The organism is Flavivirga jejuensis (assembly GCF_030540765.1).
Classification (GTDB): domain Bacteria; phylum Bacteroidota; class Bacteroidia; order Flavobacteriales; family Flavobacteriaceae; genus Flavivirga; species Flavivirga jejuensis.
The window spans coordinates 214,112-232,866 of record NZ_JAUOEL010000005.1; the positions used below are offsets into that span (position 1 = coordinate 214,112).

Consider the following 18,755-nt stretch of genomic DNA (forward strand, 5'->3'; position numbering starts at 1 on the left):
GTTTACTTTTTAAATAATTGAAATATTTATAGTTTTAACGGCTATATCTTCTGGGGTGGTTACAATCGCATTAGCTTTAATACAAGCCTCAATATTTTTAGCCACTGTATAAACACAAATCCATTTTCTGCTCTCTTTTATTTCGTTATAGTATTTGGCAGGAAAACGAGCAAAGAATAGGTCGAATTCTTTCTCCATTAACAAATGAGTTCCCGTATTGTAGTTTAAATCGGTTAAAATGATTCCAATGACTTTCAAGCCCAGTCTACAATGTTTTTTTACGTCATTTTTAAGAGATGTTTGATTGATTAAAAGTGTTAGGGAATTAAAAAGAGCATTGTGTGTCATAATCAAAATTTCGCGAGAATTATTAACGTTGTTTTTTTCCATGGATTCGGTTTTTAGATGTTCCTTTATCCTTGTGATTGCTTACCACAAGCCCACTTTAAATAAAAAATAGCGCATCACTATTTAAAGTTAGAAATGCTTACTTTATAATATTCTACAAAGTTGAAGTTTCCTTAAAAATGAGATAGCATTCTATTAAGGCCTTAATGAGTGGAAACAAAAAGGCATGGAACTCAACTTACCAACCTGAGGTACTGGCATACCTTACCACGATAAGAGAGCCCACGCCTAGGTCGTGAGCCAATCTACTTATCATCTCGCGGTTTAAAAATTACCAGTTTTCAAGTTGAGACTTTAAGCAATTGCTTCAAATATTTTAATACGAAGAATCGCAAAACTACATTAATAATGTAATTCTTTTACAAACATAAGAAAATAACTTCAAAAAGGATACATATAAGTATCCTTTTTTTTGATTTTAATATGAGAAATTTACTCTTATGGAGAAGAAAAGTTTCAAAAGAGAAAAAGAGGCTTTAGGTTACCGAATAAGAGAGCTTAGAAGTAAGGTTATAAACCCAGATACAAACAAATATATTTCCCAAGAAGAATTAAGCCTAAGGACTGGTCATGCAAAGAAAACTGTTGGTGAGATTGAAAGAGGAAATACAAATCCAAGATATGAAACTCTTTTACTTATCTCAAAAGAATTGCAGGTTACAATAAATGAACTTTTCAATTTTGATATGAATAAATATAAAAAGCTATCAGATAAATCTAATGGTAGATAGCTGTTTAGGAAATCTCTTTTTTAATCCGTTCTGCAAATTCTCCCGACTTTGAGGTCATTATAATTCCAAAAATACTTATATAAAACTGTCATTACAATACTGATTATATTTTATTAATTATAAGTGTTTTTATTAATATCTTTGATTGAACAAATTAAAATTAAAACAGGCAGTTTTCACGATTTTAATATTCTTTTTCACTATCAATAATGTTTTCTCAATTTGGTGTTAGAAAGAAAAAAGTAAACCCCGCTAGCGCGGAAATGTTTTCCGTGTCCGTAAATAAATAAAAGAAGGCTTTTGTAGTGAGGTGAAAGCTTCATATAATGGGTTATGTTTAAGATAATGAATCACGGATTAAAAATCCGTGCTATTGGGCTATTTGAAGGACAAACAAGATGTAAATACAGTACCACTAGCATAAGAGCCATATATAGAAAAGTCGTGAACGATACTAATTTGAACCCATGGGCAACAGTACATACATTGCGCCATTCGTTTGCTACACATTGTATTGAAAACAACATAAATATTCGTCATTTACAGAATATGCTAGGACATAGTTCGCCAAAAACGACAGAAATTTATACCACAACTATTGAAACTAACAATAAGACCATTATAAGTCCATTGGATACTTTATTAAAAAGTAATACATTGCATCTATAAACGATATAACCACAATAGAATCACTATTTATTGTAGTTATACAATTGTTGTAGTGCATATCTAAAAATGACAAGAGAGGAATTAATATACATAGGAAAACGAATTATAAAGGCAGAAGGAACAGAAAAAGAGCTTAAAGATTTATATGAACTTTTCAATAAAAATGTTCCATATCCAGATGGAGCAAATTTGTTCTATTATCCTGAAAATTATAATGCAAGAAAAGACGACTTAAATAATTATAATCCCAAAATTGAAAGTATTGTTGACAAATGTTTATCCTACAAAACAATTATTTTATAAATGAGATTTTTAAGCATAGGAGAAATCATAAGCGCATTAAATAGAGGAAAAGGTATAGAACAATTTTTAGGTAAAATAAAAAATGACAATTATGATACTTTTGAATGGATTGAGATAAATAAAACTAAATCTAATTTCTTACTTAGTTACCATTTGGTATTTGATGAAAGTGATGAAGGAATTGAATCTATTTATTCATATTCATATGTTGAACCAGATGATATTTATGGTAAAAAGGTATTTGAATCTGATAATATACAGGATATATTGAAGTTTGCGAATGATAACTATAATGCTGATAATTCAAAATATCAAAATGAGCAATATCTTGATGAATTGATAACTGAACTTTGAATATAAAACGCACTACAACACTATATATAGCAAATAGGGCGATTTAGTGTTTAATCCAAAAGTTGTTGTTTATTTACGAGTTCGCCAAATCTTTTGATTTGGCTTTATGATAAAAAAGATAAATCAAAATGCAAAAGTTTGGCTTGTGGTTAAACCGAAAGTAATCGCTTATTTTCTGCCCAAATTGCCATATATTTAACGTTCTCAGCAATTAAAAAGAAAACAGAAATATGAATTTCGACAGTTTATTAGGAAATGCTTTATTCTTCGGATTAGATATAATCCTGACAATCATTTTAATCCCAATTGTTTTATCAGTTCGGAAAAGGGTGAAAAATAAACATTTGGTAACTCAAACCTTGAAATCCATCGATGAATTAATGGAAGTTGGTGGAAGCTTGATGATAAAGTTTAACCAAGTTGCTTACCGACTAAACAATACTTCAAAAAATTACTTAGCTCTTACGGAGGAGGAAAGAATAAAGCATAATCTGACTCAAGAAAACATCTCAAAATATAGAACTGAAAATGTGAATTGGTTTACTCAATTTTCAAATTCTTATGAAAAAGAAATCAATGGATTTTCTTCGGTAATTGAATTATTCAGCCCTCATTATCAAGATGCCTCACTTCTAATTTTAGTGTCTAAATTGAATAAAAATGCTCAATATGCTTTAAGTTCAATGGAAGCAATTTTAATGTCATTCAGACAGGGAACAGCAATTCCAGAAGATTTATTTGGTTCAATTAACGCATCATATACCGAAATGGAAAAGGAAATTAGCCTTGCGAGAAAGAAGAAAGCATACAAAACACTCAAACAACCAAAAACTTTGGAAGAAATGTATAATCATTTAAAAGATGGCGAAAAACAGTTTGAGAATATTGAAAATTGAAAAAAGCTGAGAACAATGTATATACGTAATGCTTCCTATCGGTCGCACTCCGCATATACTAAACGTTGGCAGTAATAACAACTACCCATTTAAACATATGAAATACCTTTTAATTTTAGGATTGCTATTTTGCATTGGATGTAAAAAAGAAAAGACAGAAATTATAAACGATTCACCAAAAACTACTTTTGTAAAAACTAAAATCAAACCTACTAAAATTGACAGTTTAGCAACAAAAGAAGAAGTTCAGGTATTCGTTCAAAAATTGGATTATCCATTTGTCAGATATAGGGAACACAATGACTCGATAAGAATCCATAAACCTTTAGGAAAATTTGAATTAAAAAAAATAAAGGATTTTGATAGAAGTCACAGAAATGACATTGATAGTTTAACCAAAATAATAGCCGACTCTTTAAAAATAACTGAAAGCTTTTACAAAGCAGATATTGACAATAACGGATTTTCAGATTTAGTCATTATCGGAGATGACAAAGGTTGTTCTGGAGGTTCTCTTAAGCCTAATTCAACAAGGTCTTGTGATTATAGTGTTTATGCCCTAATGAATTTTGGAAATGACTCGATTAACCCTATCGATTTAATGCGACGTGGTTCTGTTGGAGACGCTGTTATCCCAAAGATAAAAGACATTAAAGGTTGGACTACATTGATGATATTTGAACCACCACAATATTCTTGGAGAGATAAAAAGAAAATCTCTGACTTAAAAAAAATAGAATTAGCATATAAAAACGGAACTTTTGTAGAATATAATGAGAACCCTAAAAAATATTCAATTGAAAAAATTGAATATGAGACAGAACCTTGTTATGGTAGTTGTCCAATATTTGAATTAACTATAGGCAATAACCGAACTGCCTCGTTAAATGCAATTGAATTCAATTCATTAGAACCTAATTTATGGGAATATGAGATTTCTCGGGAATTAAAGGGAAAATTTAAAACCATTATTGACAAAGAAAGCTATCAAGAAATAATCGATTTATTAAATTATCTGAATTTCCCCTCTCTTGAAGAAAATTATTGGGTCTCTGCAACAGACAATCCTGGTTCAAAGCTTACAATAACATATGACCAAGGCAAGATCAAAGTTATATCTGACTATGGCAAAACTGGAACTCTTGGACTTATAAAGATTTATGATATGATTGCTAATCTGCGAACAAGTCAAGAATGGAAATAATTACTACTGCCAACAACGGTAACCGTTGCACAAGCCAATAAATTATAAAAAACAGACTTCTATAACTGCCTTCTAAGGCAGTTTCTTTTTTTAGATCGCTTTATAATTAGCTATTTTAAGGCTCCTTAAAAACAACTTTTCGAGCTTGTACACACTATTTTTTATTAAAAATAATAAAGCAAGCATCCCTGCTCCACTTTTCACCCTTTTTTGGGTGAATTTCAGGTACTTTTTCAGGTTATAAGCAATGGCGGATAGATGCATGACTTTGTTTGCCTGTTTTATTCCCAATGTATTTATTTTTCGAAGCCCTAGAAACTGCGTAAGCGTTCCAAATACGGGTTCGACCGTACTTTGACGTTTGCCTTTCATATAGCTGCCTCTAGGGCTGTTCACTCGTGCATTATTACGTTCATACTCTTCTCTATAGAAAGTGACTGTAAATTTCTTCTCCTGAGCAGATTTACCTAGACATTGCGAGCGTATTGGGCAATCAACACAAACATGTTTTAACGCCCTATATTCTTTCTTCTTAGTATTGTTCTTTTTCTCAAAAAACACCTTTTTAAAAGGAATGGTCTTTCCTTGTGGACAGGTGTAACAATCGTTTTCTTTGTGATACTCAAACCCATCAGGCCCGCCTTTGTAAGTGCCGTGTGGAGGGATATAACTGCGCAGTCCCTTTTCTTCTAAATAAGCATAGTTCTCTCCACTACTATAGCCCGTATCCGCAATACAGTTATGCCATAACAGTCCCTGTTTGTGCAAACGTTTTTCTAAGCGGTTACATATATCGGGCAAACACTGACTGTCTTTACCATCCGCATGATGAGCCTTGATACCCGTAATCACATGGTGTCCAGTATCCACACTTAACTGGCTCATATAATTAATCCCCGTTAGCGCGGAAATGTTTTCCGTGCCCGTAAATAAATAAAAGAAGGCTTTTGTAGTGAGGTGAAAGCTTCATATAATGGGTTATGTTTAAGATAATGAATCACGGATTAAAAATCCGTGCTATTGGGTTATTTGAAGGACAAACAAGATGTAAATACAGTACCACTAGCATAAGAGCCATATTTAGAAAAGTCGTGAACGATACTAATTTGAACCCATGGGCAACAGTACATACATTACGCCATTGGTTTGCTACACATTGTATTGAAAACAACATAAATATTCGTCATTTACAGAATATGCTAGGACATAGTTCGCCAAAAACGACAGAAATTTATACCACAACTATTGAAATTAACAATAAGACCATTATATGTCCATTGGATACTTTATTAAAAAGTAATACATTGCATGTATAAACGATATAACCACAATTGGATCACTATTTATTGTAGTTATACAATTGTTGTAGCACATTAACCGAATCCCAATTAATGACAAAAAAAATCATTTTACCATTACTATTTATTGTGTTCATTTCCTGCAATAAAAAAAAAGAAACAACAGCTAATAGTGAGGTTTTAGAGGCTTACTTAGAAACGCCTTTTGATACACTAAAATTAAATGAAGTAAATGAGTTATCTTTTAAATTTATAAGTTCCAAAGATTATTCAACATTTGACAAAGAAAAACTCGGATTCAAACTACTAGATGGCTGCATAACTTTTAATTCATTGGATAAAGCTCAGTACAATAAAAATAATTTCGATTCAAAATGCGATTCAATTTTATCAAAAAAAACCAAATTGAAAGACACTTTTTCGATTGACTTTAATTTTATACCGAACAAAAAAGGAGGTGGAAAATTCTTTCTTAAATTAAAAGAGATAGTATATTTAAAACCGCATAAAGACTCCATTAGAAAAATGGAAAATGAATTTTTTACAGAAGGAGAATATTATGTTATTGAATAAAAAAACGTGCTACAACAAAGTATATAAAAAATTGCTATTTTTAGCTTAACCAATGTTAGTTGCTCGTTTGCTAGCTTCTGATTTTTCTTCGGAAAATCCTCGCAAACAAACACGCAACTTTCCATAGTGTGCCGAGAAGCAATAGACGGCAACAATTATCTATTGCATGTTGTAAATAAGATGGTGGAATCTTTTTTTTTAGAAAGACGGCCCACCAAAGTCGTTGTACAGGCGATGGCTTTAAACCACCTAAAGGTGCTGTAATTAATAGTTATGGTATTGAGCGTTTAGGAGAATCTAATCCAAGAGATTAGCAGGTATGGATAAAGGAGATGAACGAAAGTGAACCATTGAAGAGGTGTCGAGAAGTTGCGAACCCCGCTAGCGCGGAAATGTTTTCCGTGCCCGTAAATAAATAAAAGAAGGCTTTTGTAGTGAGGTGAAAGCTTCATATAATGGGTTATGTTTAAGATAATGAATCACGGATTAAAAATCCGTGCTATTGGGTTATTTGAAGGACAAACAAGATGTAAATACAGTACCACTAGCATAAGAGCCATATATAGAAAAGTCGTGAACGATACTAATTTGAACCCATGGGCAACAGTACATACATTGCGCCATTGGTTTGCTACACATTGTATTGAAAACAACATAAATATTCGTCATTTACAGAATATGCTAGGACATAGTTCGCCAAAAACAACAGAAATTTATACCACAACTATTGAAATTAACAATAAGACCATTATAAGTTCATTGGATACTTTATTAAAAAATAATACATTGCATGTATAAACGATATAACCACAATTGGATCACTATTTATTGTAGTTATACAATTGTTACCACACATATGAAAAAAACCTCGCTACTATTATTTTTACTTCTGTCTTTTAATGGATTTAGCCAATCTACAATAGATTGTGATAAAATTCTAATGAAAGAAATAAATCTAATTCCAAATGACACAGAAAACCTGAAAAAATTTATCGAAGATTTTTCGCTACTTAAAAGCTGTGGACTTGATGATGGCGATATCGAAGTTTTCTCAAATGGTCCAATATTAGGAACAATTTTAGTGGAATTAACATCAAATAAAGAAAGTAATTCTAAATTGACATTTCAAATTTTATATGATAAAATATTGAAATTCAAAGAATTAGAACAATACGAATTAATCAAAACGACTATTCTTGTTTCTAATGAGTTATCTAAACGACCAGCCGACATAGATAATTGGGAAAAAGACAAAGTACTTTTGCAAAAACTACAAGTTCCATCGGATTTTATAGATAAATTCTACACTTATTTAAAAGAACATTCTAATCCAGAAAAAACATATAAACAGGTTTTTACAGATTTTCAAAAAACAAAGAGTATAGAACCAAAACCAAGCGAAAAAGAGCACGGTGGAATTTTTAAAAATGCTGGTAATGTAAATTATAACGACCTTTTAAATAAATCCATTGAATTAGAAAAACCGTTGCTTTTGTATTTTACAGGCTATGCCTGTGTAAATGCTAGAAAAATTGAACAATATGTTCTTTCGAACAATTCAATTATGGAAAAACTGAAAAATGAGTTTTATTTTGTAAATCTATATGTTGATAATAAAAAGAGTTTACCTGAAGATGAACAGACAAAATCTAAAAGAAACGGAAAATTAATTAAATACGTTGGACAAAAACATTCAGAATTACAAATAGATAAATTCAAAAACAACTTTCAACCATATTTTGTCATAATTGATAAAAATGGCGACAAGATAAAAGAACAAGGATACACAACTGACATAGTGTTATTTGAAAAATTCTTGACTTTAGATAAATAAAATTAATTGCTAGGTACGAGTCTACTTACGAAACCCGCTAGCGCGGAAATGTTTTCCGTGCCCGTAAATAAATAAAAGAAGGTTTTTGTAGTGAGGTGAAAGCTTCATATAATGGGTTATGTTTAAGATAATGAATCACGGATTAAAAATCCGTGCTATTGGGCTATTTGAAGGACAAACAAGATGTAAATACAGTACCACTAGCATAAGAGCCATATATAGAAAAGTCGTGAACGATACTAATTTGAACCCATGGGCAACAGTACATACATTGCGCCATTGGTTTGCTACACATTGTATTGAAAACAACATAAATATTCGTCATTTACAGAATATGCTAGGACATAGTTTGCCAAAAACGACAGAAATTTATACCACAACTATTGAAATTAACAATAAGACCATTATATGTCCATTGGATGCTTTATTAAAAAGTAATACATTGCATCTATAAACGATATAACCACAATTGGATCACTATTTATTGTAGTTATACAATTGTTATAGGCAAGCAGAACACCCAACCAACATTGAACATAACACCATACATATTTGAACCCGAAAAAAGTATTGAAGTTTACAAGAAAACTTCTGAATACTTATTGGAAAATCCTAACATAAAAGAAAAGGTAGAAGAATTAGGTTGGTTTTATCACATAATTGGAATGACAATTCCTCAAAACTGGGATAATTTTTGGTCTGGACACATATTTCCATTTTCGGAATCTTGGGAAGAACTTCAAATCTCATTTAATTTAGTTTGTTTCGGACTTTACAAACAAGCTTTTGTCTCATTACGAAGTGCACTCGAATTAGGAATGTTATCTGTCTATTACAATATCAATGATGAGGGACATAAAATGGTACAAGATTGGCTTTCATCAAAAGATTCCAATGATGCAAATACACCAAGAGCAGGTGCTATTTGGAAAGTACTATTATCAAATAATAATATTCAGAAATTTAACGAAGAGCATAATTTAAAAAAGAAATTTGAGGAACTCGGATTTTTACATAATTACGTTCATACTAAAGGTAATAAGTACTCAAATAAACTTGGGCGATTAAAAAGTAATTCTCAAACTTTTGAGCCAGACTTAATCGATTCTTGGCTGAATACTTATGAAAAAATTGCTTCAATAGTTTGTTCACTTCATTTACTAAAATACCCAATAGCAGTAGTGAAATATGACTATTCAAGAAAATTCGGAATCGACATCCCAAGTTTTGGTGGATTAGAAACATTTAACATCGAGAAAATCAGGAAGATTCTTCCTGAACACTATTTAGAGAGTATCGAAAAAATTGCTGAAACTGATATTTCAACACAAGAAACTATTAAAGAAATAAAGTCTTTTCCAGACAAAACAGAGGAAGAACTTGAGGAACAAGTTCTGTTTATTGAGAAATTGACTATCGAAGGCTGTGGATTTAAGAAGTGGCTTGAACAACAAAATGATTTACTTAAACTATTCAATGAAAAAGAATTTAGCGAAGTAATGATAAATCGAATAGAAGTTCTAAAAAAATGGTCTATTGACAATGATTATTACGACAAAACTAAACTTGACAAATACAAGAAAAAAAAGGAATCTGAATGAAAAGCCAGCTTACAACAACGTGTATAATTAATGGCTGGTTCTCGCCTACTTACGAAAATCCTTGCGGATTTTCTATTCGGTTTTTATTTGCTAAATTAGGTGCTGAAACACGCCACTAATCATACACAAAACCGTTGGGCATAATGCAAAATACATGAGAATACCAATCTATATATTACTTATTATAATATCCATTAAAGGATATAGTCAAAAAACACAGGGAATATATAATTACCATTTTGACTCTGGAGGTGATGTTATTAGCTACAACGAGTTAAGATTGTATCTGATGAAAAATATGACATTCAAACTATATGAAATAGATAGAGATAATAACTCCGGGGATACGATTTTGGTGTCGTTGGGGAAGTATTATAAAAACAAGGATACAATAAGTTTTGTTTCTCCTCTTCCAGACAATGAAGATGTACTGTTTTATCCAACAAGTAACAACTATAAAAAGAAAGACTCTTTAAGAATATCATTCCATCAAAAAGGTAATAATTTTTATGCTAACGTAAATAGTCTTTCTTTTTTTTCTATCGACAGTGCTAATGAAAGAACAAATATTGTTCCCTATGACACTATACCTATATCTGATTTCAATAAATTAATGTCATACGAAGACCTAGATCTTTATTTCTCTTATTTCTTGAGGCTACCTAAGCAAAGTAAGTATTTAATGATTTGTTCCGACAAAGAAAGAGTTGCTCTAAAAGGTTGTATTACTCTTAATTTATCAGAATTTAGAATAAATGATATAGCCATGAGAAAGGAAAAAGTGAATTCTTTCAATTTCCGATATATTAATTTTTTAGATTTCACAAACTTTAAGTTTATTCTTAAAAGGAAGGAATTAATTTCAGTAAACCGTATTTTTCCCGAAGGAGTCATAACATTTATAAAAGAATAGTCACTATGCCCCGCTAGCGCGGAAATGTTTTCCGTGCCCGTAAATAAATAAAAGAAGGCTTTTGTAGTGAGGTGAAAGCTTCATATAATGGGTTGTTTAAGATAATGAATCACGGATTAAAAATCCGTGCTATTGGGCTATTTGAAGGACAAACAAGATGTAAATACAGTACCACTAGCATAAGAGTCATATATAGAAAAGTCGTGAACGATACTAATTTGAACCCATGGGCAACAGTACATACATTGCGCCATTGGTTTGCTACACATTGCATTGTATTGAAAACAACATAAATATTCGTCATTTACAGAATATGCTAGGACATAGTTCGCCAAAAACGACAGAAATTTATACCAAAACTATTGAAATTAACAATAAGACCATTATAAGTCCATTGGATTGGATGCTTTATTAAAAAGTAATACATTGCATGTATAAACGATATAACCACAATAGAATCACTATTTATTGTAGTTATACAATTGTTATGCATAATAAGAAATATGGAACAAAAAATATATAATAGTTTTTTAGAATTCATGGGGAATCCCACTTCTTATGAAAAACCATCCAAAGCACTCATCAATAAGTACAAAGAAAAGTTTATGGGAAGCAATGATACTGTTGATATTATTAATTTTATCTGGAGAAAGGATGGACTTTGTTCATATAAATCTGGACTTTTCAGTTTAGTAAACCCAGATCATTATAATGATATAGCAAGAAAGTTCCCTGACATTTCAGATAATGCACTGGTATTTGCAAAATCTGCTACTGGATGTTTATTTATATTAGAAGAATATTCATTTGGCAAAGTAATTATGCATTTAAACGTTCACTATGGAACAAGTGAAGTTATTGCAAATGAGTTTGACATGCTATTTGAATGGAATTTACCTGCAACCTTTTTCTGGAAAAACGATTGCTTTGGAAGCGTGGAGTTGAAAGTAATAGAAAAAAGTAACTCCATTACATGGGATGAATGCTATGCATTTGTTCCTTCTATTTCACTTGGAGGTTCAAAATCTATCTCTAAAATGGAACCTGTTAAAGTGTTGGAACATTTAGAATTCCTTGCTCAAACGCTTAAATAAAAATGCATAACACTATGTAAAAAGCATTAAAACGACTTTTTACATTAACCGTTAGTAGCAATGACCAATTTAAACTGAAATGATAGATAGACCAATAACACACCTAGTAATTAACGAAATAGGAATAGAAGAAGAAGAGATTCTTGTCGGAGCTACTGACAATGAAAGATGGAGGTGGGATATGGAAGATGAAGTCGAGACGGGTGCTAACTCGAAAACCATTGTTTATGTGACCTTAACAGATAATGGTAAAGGCTATGCAGTTTCTGAAAATGCGGGTTTTCATGCTTCACCTGGAGACCCAACAAGAGAGGTTGCAATGTCTAACCTAGTTGAATTGTTTGAAATTGCTTGGTCTATTAAGAACGATAATCTTGATTATAAAGACGCTAGAGAAAAATATTTTGGAAAGAAAATAAAAAAAACTACTAACACTATGTAAAAAGTATTAAAACGACTTTTTACATTTAACGTTATGTACAATAGAACAAATGAAACCTAACCAGCTTGATATAGACGATCTTCAGGATATTGGAAAATATATGTTTTCCATAGCAAATGGGAATCATATTCTAAGGTATTCAGAAATGGAATATCGGGATTTTTTAATAAAGTCACCTAATACAATCGTAGACCTCTTAATAATATATTATGCAAGCTCAAATTGGGGGTGTGATGATGCTAGAATGTTCGAAAACTATGATGAACAATGGTTAACGGAAAAAATAGATGCGAGATTCAATAGTTCATTGGATTTCAAATTGCCAGATTTTAGTTACGCGAATTTACAACCGTATCAGCAAGTAGTAATTGACTTAACTAAAGAAATAATCAATGAGGAAAAGGGCTTTTCAACCCTATTAAATACTGGAACACCTATTGAAAGAATCTATGCAGTTCTAGCTTGTAATATAGATATTGACAAAAAGGACAACAAAGTCAAGAATAAAGCTCATGCGATAGCTAGGGCAATTGAAATGTATAAAACTTTAATCCTTGGAGGCTATGAACCTTCAGAACCATTTGAAGATTGGGAATTAATAATTTATTAAAGTACATAACACTATGTAAAAAGCATTAAAACGCCTTTTTACATTAAACGTTATGCAAAACCTTAAAAAAAAGCGTAACTACAATTGAGTATTAAGTTAAGAGAACATATTGAAGAGATTACACCAATTTCCGATTCGGAATTTGAATATGTCCTTTCTCATTTCAAGGTAAAGAAATTAAAAAAACATCAATTCCTAATTCAAAATGGGAATTTGGTCAAGGATGACCATTTTGTAGTAAACGGACTTTTAAAAGCCTACTATACAAATGACGAAGGAAAAGAACACATTTTACAATTCGCAAAGGAAGATTGGTGGATTACCGATTATCAAGCGTATTTCAAAAAAATTAAAGCAACAACGAACATAGATTGTTTGGAAGACTGCGAAGTACTTTGTCTATCGCTTCACAATAGAGATAAACTTTGTGCAGAACTTCAAAAAATCGAACATTTCTTTAGAGTAAAATCTAATTTTGGCTATATAGCACTACAACGAAGGATTTTGTCGCTTCTTGACCAAGACGCCAAAGGTAGATATGAAGAATTGGTTTCCCTTTATCCATCTTTACTACAAAGAGTGCCGAAAACCATATTGGCATCCTACCTTGGAGTTTCAAGAGAAACATTGAGCCGACTTTCCTAAAATGTGATTTACATCACAAAAAATTCGTGATTTATGTCCTGTGTCAACCTGTAAAGGTTTAGCAACTTTGTATCATCAATTTAAAACAAGTAATATGAAAATATTAGCAAAAACAATTACAACAGGTTTAATGGTCATTGCAGGTTGCATCATTTTATCTGTTTCAAACAAAGTAACTGCACAAACTAAAAATCAAAATAAGATGAAAAAGAAAGTTTTATTTGTGGTGACGAGTCACGACAAAAAAGGTAACACAGGCGAAAAAACAGGTTATTATTTAAGTGAGGTCTCACATCCTTGGGAAGTATTACATTCTGCAGGTTATGAAATAGACTTTGTAAGCCCGAAAGGTGGAAAAGCACCTGTTGACGGTTTCAATATGAACGACCCGATTAACAAAAAGTTTTGGGATAACGAAACGTACCGAAACAAAATTGAAAATACTATGAAACCGAGCGAAGTAAATTCAAAAGATTATGTAGCTATACACTATGCAGGCGGACACGGAACAATGTGGGATTTCGCAGAAAATGAACAAATCGCCTCAATTGCAAGTAAGATTTATGAAAACCAAGGTGTTGTAAGTGCAGTTTGTCACGGGCCAGCGGGACTTGTCAATATCAAATTGACTAATGGAAAATATCTTGTGGATGGTAAAAAAGTAAATGCGTTTACGAATGAAGAAGAAGTTGCAGTCGGACTTGAAAAAGTAGTTCCTTACTTGTTGGAAAGTAAGTTGATTGAAAGGGATGCTATTTTTGAAAAATCAGGACTTTGGCAAAAACACGTTACCGTTGACCAAAGATTGATTACAGGACAAAATCCACAATCAGCCGAAGGAGTTGGACAAGCAACACTTGCGGAATTAAAAAAATTGGAACTTGTAAATCAATAGTTTGTGGAAAATAAAAATAAAAAGGCAGTGCATAACAATGGTAACCGTTGCACAACTACTTTTTTTGACTGAATTAGGTTGTTTCTGGGAACTCCAAAAGAAATAATTACTGATAATCAACAGATTAACAATTATTTAAAAATTAAAAACACATGATTTCCTAAAAATTTTGAGTTGTGCAACAGCCACAATGTATAAAAGCAATAGCGGTTCAGGTACAGACTTGAGCCGTTTTTTGCATTTTATTAAGTATATTGCTATTTGAAAGATAAGTGCATTTTAATCCGCTACTGCTCTTATTCTAAACGTTGTGCATAATTAGAGAGAACGAATGAAAAGAATATTTATACTGTTAGTTTTAAGTCTTTCAATCCAATATTCTTTTGGACAAGCTTGCGGAATATACAGGATAAAATATGTCGGAAAAATAAATTCAGAATCAATAAAAATTGAAAAAATAAAACTTCCGACAATTGAATTTCTACACGGATTAGAAGAAGAAAATTCGGAAAAGGGATTTATCGAAATTAAACCAATCGAAAACAGAATTGATATCAAATTAGGTTCGCATCTGACTTCTCATCTCTATAAAAAATCGGAAAGCTTATTCAAATTATATAAAGCCAAAAGAGAAAATATTCCTATCGTAATTACAGTCATCAAGAATGGAAAAAACAAAGAAATACGGATAGAATTGACTTGGGATAATATTCAAATTAGTAAAATTGACGATGACAAGTTTGGAAATCTATTTGAGCTGAATCTGAACGAAATAAATATAAAATAACTATGCACAACACCGGTAACCGTTGCACAGGCCAATAAATTATAAAAACAGACTTCTATAACTGCCTTCTAAGGCAGTTTCCCCCGCTAGCGCGGAATTGTTTTCCGTGCCTGTAAATAAATAAAAGAAGGCTTTTGTAGTGAGGTGAAAGCTTCATATAATGGGTTATGTTTAAGATAATGAATCACGGATTAAAAATCCGTGCTATTGGGCTATTTGAAGGACAAACAAGATGTAAATACAGTACCACTAGCATAAGAGCCATATATAGAAAAGTCGTGAACGATACTAATTTGAACCCATGGGCAACAGTACATACATTGCGCCATTGGTTTGCTACACATTGCATTGTATTGAAAACAACATAAATATTCGTCATTTACAGAATATGCTAGGACATAGTTCGCCAAAAACGACAGAAATTTATACCAAAACTATTGAAATTAACAATAAGACCATTATAAGTTCATTGGATGCTTTATTAAAAAGTAATACATTGCATGTATAAACGATATAACCACAATAGAATCACTATTTATTGTAGTTATACAATTGTTGTATGCCATTTGAGAAAAATGAGAAACCATTTAATAATTTTATTTCTGATTTTAACTTCTTGCAATTCTGACAAAATTGACAAAACGAAATTAAATGACTTTTCGGATATTGAAATTCGGTTTAGAACTGGAGATGAAAGAATTGAATTCTACTCAATGGACATTATTAAAAGCGGAGAAAAAATAAAAGCAATTAAAAAAAGTCCGTTTTACTATTATGGCTCTGGAACTGATTCAACTTGGGTAACTGAAATCGGGAAATCTGACTTAAAATTAATAACTGAATTTATTGATAAAGCAAAATCTATTAAGGACACTTGTTCTTTAAATTCTTCTTCAATCGATTATTACGATATAAAAACTAGTGGAAAAGAAATAAAAATAGTTGGAAATTGCCAATGGAATGGAATAGACTATGACAGTTTAGAAAGCAAAATTTTCAAACACAAATTCGTTGAACTAAGGAAAAAGAGAAAAATCGTTGCTGATTCCTTGGCAAAGAGTTTTAATGGAACTTGGGATGTTTCTGGTTGGGAAAATGGAGTCCTTAAAAATCGGAATTTAGTACTTACAAGAACAACAAAGAGCAAACCAAAAATTAACGGATTTTATCGCTGGACATTTGAAACAGAAAACGAATCAGATTTTAAAAAAGAGTTGGATATTGATGAAGGTAGTACATTAATTGAAATAAAAGGTTCAATGTATAAAGTGTTAAACATCCAAACTGATAAAATTGAATTGAAGTACTTGTGGTAAAAACGCTACATAACAATCTATAAGTGCGCAATTACAGAGAACCTAGCCATATAAAATTTATGATTTTATTTTTCTTCTAGTCGGATACATCACCTGTTGTTTTTTGAATTGACCGATTTCTTCTCTTAATGTTTGATTAATATTATGAATCAAATCATTTTGGTATTTCATAATTCCCAATAAATCGTGCATTGCATTTAAATTTTCTAACTGTTTGTAAACAATTTGCTCTAAATCGGCTTTGGTATATCTTTTGCTCATATCATTATACTTTATAAATAATTCTTTAGAATTTCTAAACAAATCTATTGATTATCTATTTAAATTCAAAATAAAAATATAGATTTTCTAAAGTTTTATATAATAAGGCTAAATTTATCTTAACAAATTCGAAAGATTATATGACTTCTTTAGGACTTTATTTAACCAAAAAATCTGTGAATAGAGCTATGGTTTCCAGACGAACTGGAATCAGTCAAGCTCGGTTATCGCAATTGACTTCAAACAAATCGACTAAATTGAGAGCTGATGAGTTATTTTTAATTGCGTTGGCTATTGACATAGACCCTGGAGAAATGTTTAAAGAAATTTTTAAGGATTTGAAATTAAAACAATAAAAACGGCATACAACAGGGTATAAAATTAATTGCTAGTTCAGGCATACTTGGAAAATTCCGCAGGAATTTTCCTTTGGCAAGTCCTAGTTTACTAATTTAGTTACTTAACCACGCAACTAATCTTATACTAAACGTTATGTGTAATTAGGTATGGTAAAGGCACATAGTTTACAAAGTTAAAGGGACATAGTTTACACTTTTTTAGGTTGCAATTTGAGGTGAATTTTGCTTTTATACCAATTTTTGGTAAATTTGAGTAAATTTATGTCAAATGAGCAAAAATACATCTATATCACTCGGAAATTATTTTGACCAATTCGTTCAAAGTAGAATAAATGAAGGAAGATTTAAAAACGTTAGTGAAGTTATACGCGCTGGACTAAGACTTTTAGAAGAAGAAGAAAGTAAAGTTATTGCTCTAAAAAACGCAATTCAAGAAGGAATCGATAGCGGAATTGCTCACGATTTTGACCCAAAGAAGCATTTGGAATCTTTGAAAGCGAAAAAACACTTGAATGGCTGAATATAAACTGACTAACAAAGCTGTTGAGGATTTATCTAAAATTTGGGAGTATACATTTGAGGTTTGGTCTGAAAAACAAGCAGACAAATATTATGATGGACTGATTTCTAACTGTGAAGAAATTGCAGAAAATCCAGATTTAGGAAAAAACTACGAAGGGATATCAAAGCAACTTCTCGGAATGAAAGCAAATAGATACGTAATATTCTATAGAACATTGGACAAAAATTATGTGGAAATTACGAGAATATTACACGAAAGAATGGATTTAAGGAAAAGAATAACCGAATAAAAACTGCACACAACAACGGTGGCTGTTGCACAACTACTTTTTTTGACTGAATTAGGTTATTTCTGAGAACTTTAAAAATAATGAACATTGATAATCAGTAGCTTAATAATTGTTTGAAAATTAAAACACATGATTTCCTAAAAATTTTGAGTTGTGCAACAGTCACAAAATGTATAATTTATTACTAGTTAGAACCCAATGTCATTAAGTTAAGGGGATTTGTTCTGTTTTGTCACATTGGTAGCACAGTCGAAATGCTTTTAAAAACTAAGGCTTATAAGGTCTTCGACTGCGCTCAGACTGACATTTTAGTCTTAACTTAATGACATTGAGTTAGAACCTACTTACGAAAGTCCTCGCGGACTTTCTATCTGTGATTTATTTGCTAACTTTAGTGCTTAAACCACGCAACGAAATCATACACAAGACCGGTGTGTAGCATAGAGAAAATAATACAAACATGAGGAAGTTTCTAAAATACTTTGGGATTTATTTAATTATTATGCTCATCATGACTTCAATTGCTTTGGAAATGGATTTTGAAATCATCACATATTTGCTTATTTACGGAGCAATAGGACTTGGACTCTTTTTCTTTTTAAAATATTTCAATTTCTATGGTTTAAAATTAAGTATTGTATTTGTAATCATTTCGACCTCTATTTTTCCGACATATATTTTGACCGCAAGTATAATTATGCATGAAACTGATTTGGCTTACTCAACAATCAAATCGATACCAAAGGAAAA

General features: G+C 31.3%; 28 protein-coding genes. 25 read left to right on the forward strand and 3 right to left on the reverse strand.

All coding sequences use genetic code 11. The features are described from left to right. Window positions 1-9: 9 nt before the first annotated feature. Window positions 10-390 carry a hypothetical protein gene (locus Q4Q40_RS14875; RefSeq protein WP_303302684.1) on the reverse strand — a complete coding sequence of 127 codons (381 nt, stop codon included), beginning with the start codon at window positions 388-390 and terminating at the stop codon, window positions 10-12. Window positions 391-848: 458 nt separating this feature from the next. Here Q4Q40_RS14875 and Q4Q40_RS14880 point away from each other — a divergent pair, with 458 nt between their 5' ends. From Q4Q40_RS14880 to Q4Q40_RS14905, 6 genes are all read left to right on the forward strand, one after another. Further along, the gene (locus Q4Q40_RS14880) at window positions 849-1,139 is read left to right on the forward strand and encodes a helix-turn-helix domain-containing protein (RefSeq protein WP_303302685.1); all 291 of its coding nucleotides are present in this window, start codon (window positions 849-851) and stop codon (window positions 1,137-1,139) included. A gap of 345 nt (window positions 1,140-1,484) precedes the next feature. Then, complete coding sequence (locus Q4Q40_RS14885) at window positions 1,485-1,808, forward strand: tyrosine-type recombinase/integrase (RefSeq protein WP_303302686.1); 324 nt, start codon at window positions 1,485-1,487, stop codon at window positions 1,806-1,808. 66 nt (window positions 1,809-1,874) lie between these two features. After that, a complete protein-coding gene (locus Q4Q40_RS14890; protein WP_303302687.1) occupies window positions 1,875-2,111 on the forward strand; it encodes a bacteriocin immunity protein in 237 nt (78 codons plus the stop codon). Next, complete coding sequence (locus tag Q4Q40_RS14895; protein WP_303302688.1) at window positions 2,112-2,465, forward strand: hypothetical protein; 354 nt, start codon at window positions 2,112-2,114, stop codon at window positions 2,463-2,465. A 230-nt stretch (window positions 2,466-2,695) separates the two neighbouring features. Next, window positions 2,696-3,361: a hypothetical protein gene (locus Q4Q40_RS14900; protein WP_303302689.1), complete on the forward strand. Its 666-nt coding sequence runs from the start codon at window positions 2,696-2,698 to the stop codon at window positions 3,359-3,361. A gap of 97 nt (window positions 3,362-3,458) precedes the next feature. After that, window positions 3,459-4,565, forward strand: a complete 1,107-nt coding sequence (locus Q4Q40_RS14905; RefSeq protein WP_303302690.1) for a DUF6438 domain-containing protein — start codon at window positions 3,459-3,461, stop codon at window positions 4,563-4,565. 90 nt (window positions 4,566-4,655) lie between these two features. Here Q4Q40_RS14905 and Q4Q40_RS14910 read toward each other — a convergent pair whose 3' ends face one another. After that, window positions 4,656-5,450: a transposase gene (locus Q4Q40_RS14910; protein WP_303302691.1), complete on the reverse strand. Its 795-nt coding sequence runs from the start codon at window positions 5,448-5,450 to the stop codon at window positions 4,656-4,658. Between the two features lie 107 nt (window positions 5,451-5,557). Here Q4Q40_RS14910 and Q4Q40_RS14915 point away from each other — a divergent pair, with 107 nt between their 5' ends. The 16 genes from Q4Q40_RS14915 to Q4Q40_RS14990 all read left to right on the forward strand — a co-directional run bounded on the left by Q4Q40_RS14915 (window position 5,558) and on the right by Q4Q40_RS14990 (window position 16,573). Beyond that, window positions 5,558-5,881 carry a tyrosine-type recombinase/integrase gene (locus Q4Q40_RS14915; RefSeq protein ID WP_303302692.1) on the forward strand — a complete coding sequence of 108 codons (324 nt, stop codon included), beginning with the start codon at window positions 5,558-5,560 and terminating at the stop codon, window positions 5,879-5,881. Window positions 5,882-5,956: 75 nt separating this feature from the next. Next, the gene (locus Q4Q40_RS14920) at window positions 5,957-6,436 is read left to right on the forward strand and encodes a hypothetical protein (protein ID WP_303302694.1); all 480 of its coding nucleotides are present in this window, start codon (window positions 5,957-5,959) and stop codon (window positions 6,434-6,436) included. Between the two features lie 474 nt (window positions 6,437-6,910). After that, window positions 6,911-7,234, forward strand: coding sequence for a tyrosine-type recombinase/integrase (locus Q4Q40_RS14925; protein WP_303302695.1), 324 nt, complete (start codon window positions 6,911-6,913; stop codon window positions 7,232-7,234). A gap of 142 nt (window positions 7,235-7,376) precedes the next feature. Next, window positions 7,377-8,270: a thioredoxin family protein gene (locus tag Q4Q40_RS14930; RefSeq protein WP_303302696.1), complete on the forward strand. Its 894-nt coding sequence runs from the start codon at window positions 7,377-7,379 to the stop codon at window positions 8,268-8,270. Between the two features lie 130 nt (window positions 8,271-8,400). Further along, complete coding sequence (locus Q4Q40_RS14935) at window positions 8,401-8,724, forward strand: tyrosine-type recombinase/integrase (protein WP_303302697.1); 324 nt, start codon at window positions 8,401-8,403, stop codon at window positions 8,722-8,724. 76 nt (window positions 8,725-8,800) lie between these two features. Continuing rightward, window positions 8,801-9,871, forward strand: coding sequence for a hypothetical protein (locus tag Q4Q40_RS14940; protein WP_303302699.1), 1,071 nt, complete (start codon window positions 8,801-8,803; stop codon window positions 9,869-9,871). Between the two features lie 154 nt (window positions 9,872-10,025). Continuing rightward, window positions 10,026-10,784, forward strand: a complete 759-nt coding sequence (locus Q4Q40_RS14945; RefSeq protein WP_303302700.1) for a hypothetical protein — start codon at window positions 10,026-10,028, stop codon at window positions 10,782-10,784. 226 nt (window positions 10,785-11,010) lie between these two features. After that, the gene (locus Q4Q40_RS14950; RefSeq protein WP_303302701.1) at window positions 11,011-11,199 is read left to right on the forward strand and encodes a hypothetical protein; all 189 of its coding nucleotides are present in this window, start codon (window positions 11,011-11,013) and stop codon (window positions 11,197-11,199) included. A gap of 88 nt (window positions 11,200-11,287) precedes the next feature. Then, window positions 11,288-11,878: a GAD-like domain-containing protein gene (locus Q4Q40_RS14955; RefSeq protein ID WP_303302702.1), complete on the forward strand. Its 591-nt coding sequence runs from the start codon at window positions 11,288-11,290 to the stop codon at window positions 11,876-11,878. Between the two features lie 79 nt (window positions 11,879-11,957). Continuing rightward, complete coding sequence (locus tag Q4Q40_RS14960) at window positions 11,958-12,320, forward strand: hypothetical protein (protein ID WP_303302704.1); 363 nt, start codon at window positions 11,958-11,960, stop codon at window positions 12,318-12,320. Between the two features lie 49 nt (window positions 12,321-12,369). Continuing rightward, a complete protein-coding gene (locus Q4Q40_RS14965) occupies window positions 12,370-12,930 on the forward strand; it encodes a DUF7677 family protein (RefSeq protein WP_303302705.1) in 561 nt (186 codons plus the stop codon). An 84-nt stretch (window positions 12,931-13,014) separates the two neighbouring features. After that, entirely contained in the window at window positions 13,015-13,575 is a 561-nt protein-coding gene (locus tag Q4Q40_RS14970) for a Crp/Fnr family transcriptional regulator (RefSeq protein ID WP_303302706.1), read from the forward strand. A 94-nt stretch (window positions 13,576-13,669) separates the two neighbouring features. Then, on the forward strand, window positions 13,670-14,470 hold the full coding sequence (locus Q4Q40_RS14975; RefSeq protein WP_303302707.1) for a type 1 glutamine amidotransferase domain-containing protein: 801 nt from the start codon (window positions 13,670-13,672) through the stop codon (window positions 14,468-14,470). Between the two features lie 331 nt (window positions 14,471-14,801). After that, complete coding sequence (locus Q4Q40_RS14980; RefSeq protein ID WP_303302708.1) at window positions 14,802-15,257, forward strand: hypothetical protein; 456 nt, start codon at window positions 14,802-14,804, stop codon at window positions 15,255-15,257. Window positions 15,258-15,558: 301 nt separating this feature from the next. Next, entirely contained in the window at window positions 15,559-15,765 is a 207-nt protein-coding gene (locus Q4Q40_RS14985; protein WP_303302709.1) for a hypothetical protein, read from the forward strand. Between the two features lie 67 nt (window positions 15,766-15,832). Continuing rightward, window positions 15,833-16,573 carry a hypothetical protein gene (locus Q4Q40_RS14990; RefSeq protein ID WP_303302711.1) on the forward strand — a complete coding sequence of 247 codons (741 nt, stop codon included), beginning with the start codon at window positions 15,833-15,835 and terminating at the stop codon, window positions 16,571-16,573. A 57-nt stretch (window positions 16,574-16,630) separates the two neighbouring features. Here the strand turns inward: Q4Q40_RS14990 and Q4Q40_RS14995 are convergent, their stop codons facing one another. Then, on the reverse strand, window positions 16,631-16,834 hold the full coding sequence (locus Q4Q40_RS14995; RefSeq protein ID WP_303302712.1) for a hypothetical protein: 204 nt from the start codon (window positions 16,832-16,834) through the stop codon (window positions 16,631-16,633). A gap of 140 nt (window positions 16,835-16,974) precedes the next feature. On the opposite strand from Q4Q40_RS14995, the gene Q4Q40_RS15000 reads away from it, so the two are divergent. The 3 genes from Q4Q40_RS15000 (at window position 16,975) to Q4Q40_RS15010 (ending at window position 18,005) form a co-directional block, all read left to right on the forward strand. Beyond that, window positions 16,975-17,190 carry a helix-turn-helix domain-containing protein gene (locus Q4Q40_RS15000; protein ID WP_303302713.1) on the forward strand — a complete coding sequence of 72 codons (216 nt, stop codon included), beginning with the start codon at window positions 16,975-16,977 and terminating at the stop codon, window positions 17,188-17,190. A gap of 271 nt (window positions 17,191-17,461) precedes the next feature. Further along, window positions 17,462-17,713: a type II toxin-antitoxin system ParD family antitoxin gene (locus Q4Q40_RS15005; protein ID WP_303302714.1), complete on the forward strand. Its 252-nt coding sequence runs from the start codon at window positions 17,462-17,464 to the stop codon at window positions 17,711-17,713. Then, window positions 17,706-18,005 (forward strand): type II toxin-antitoxin system RelE/ParE family toxin, encoded by a 300-nt coding sequence (locus Q4Q40_RS15010; protein WP_303302715.1) that lies wholly within the window; start codon window positions 17,706-17,708, stop codon window positions 18,003-18,005. The genes Q4Q40_RS15005 and Q4Q40_RS15010 overlap by 8 nt, the downstream gene beginning before the upstream one ends. The last annotated feature ends 750 nt before the right edge of the window (window positions 18,006-18,755 follow it).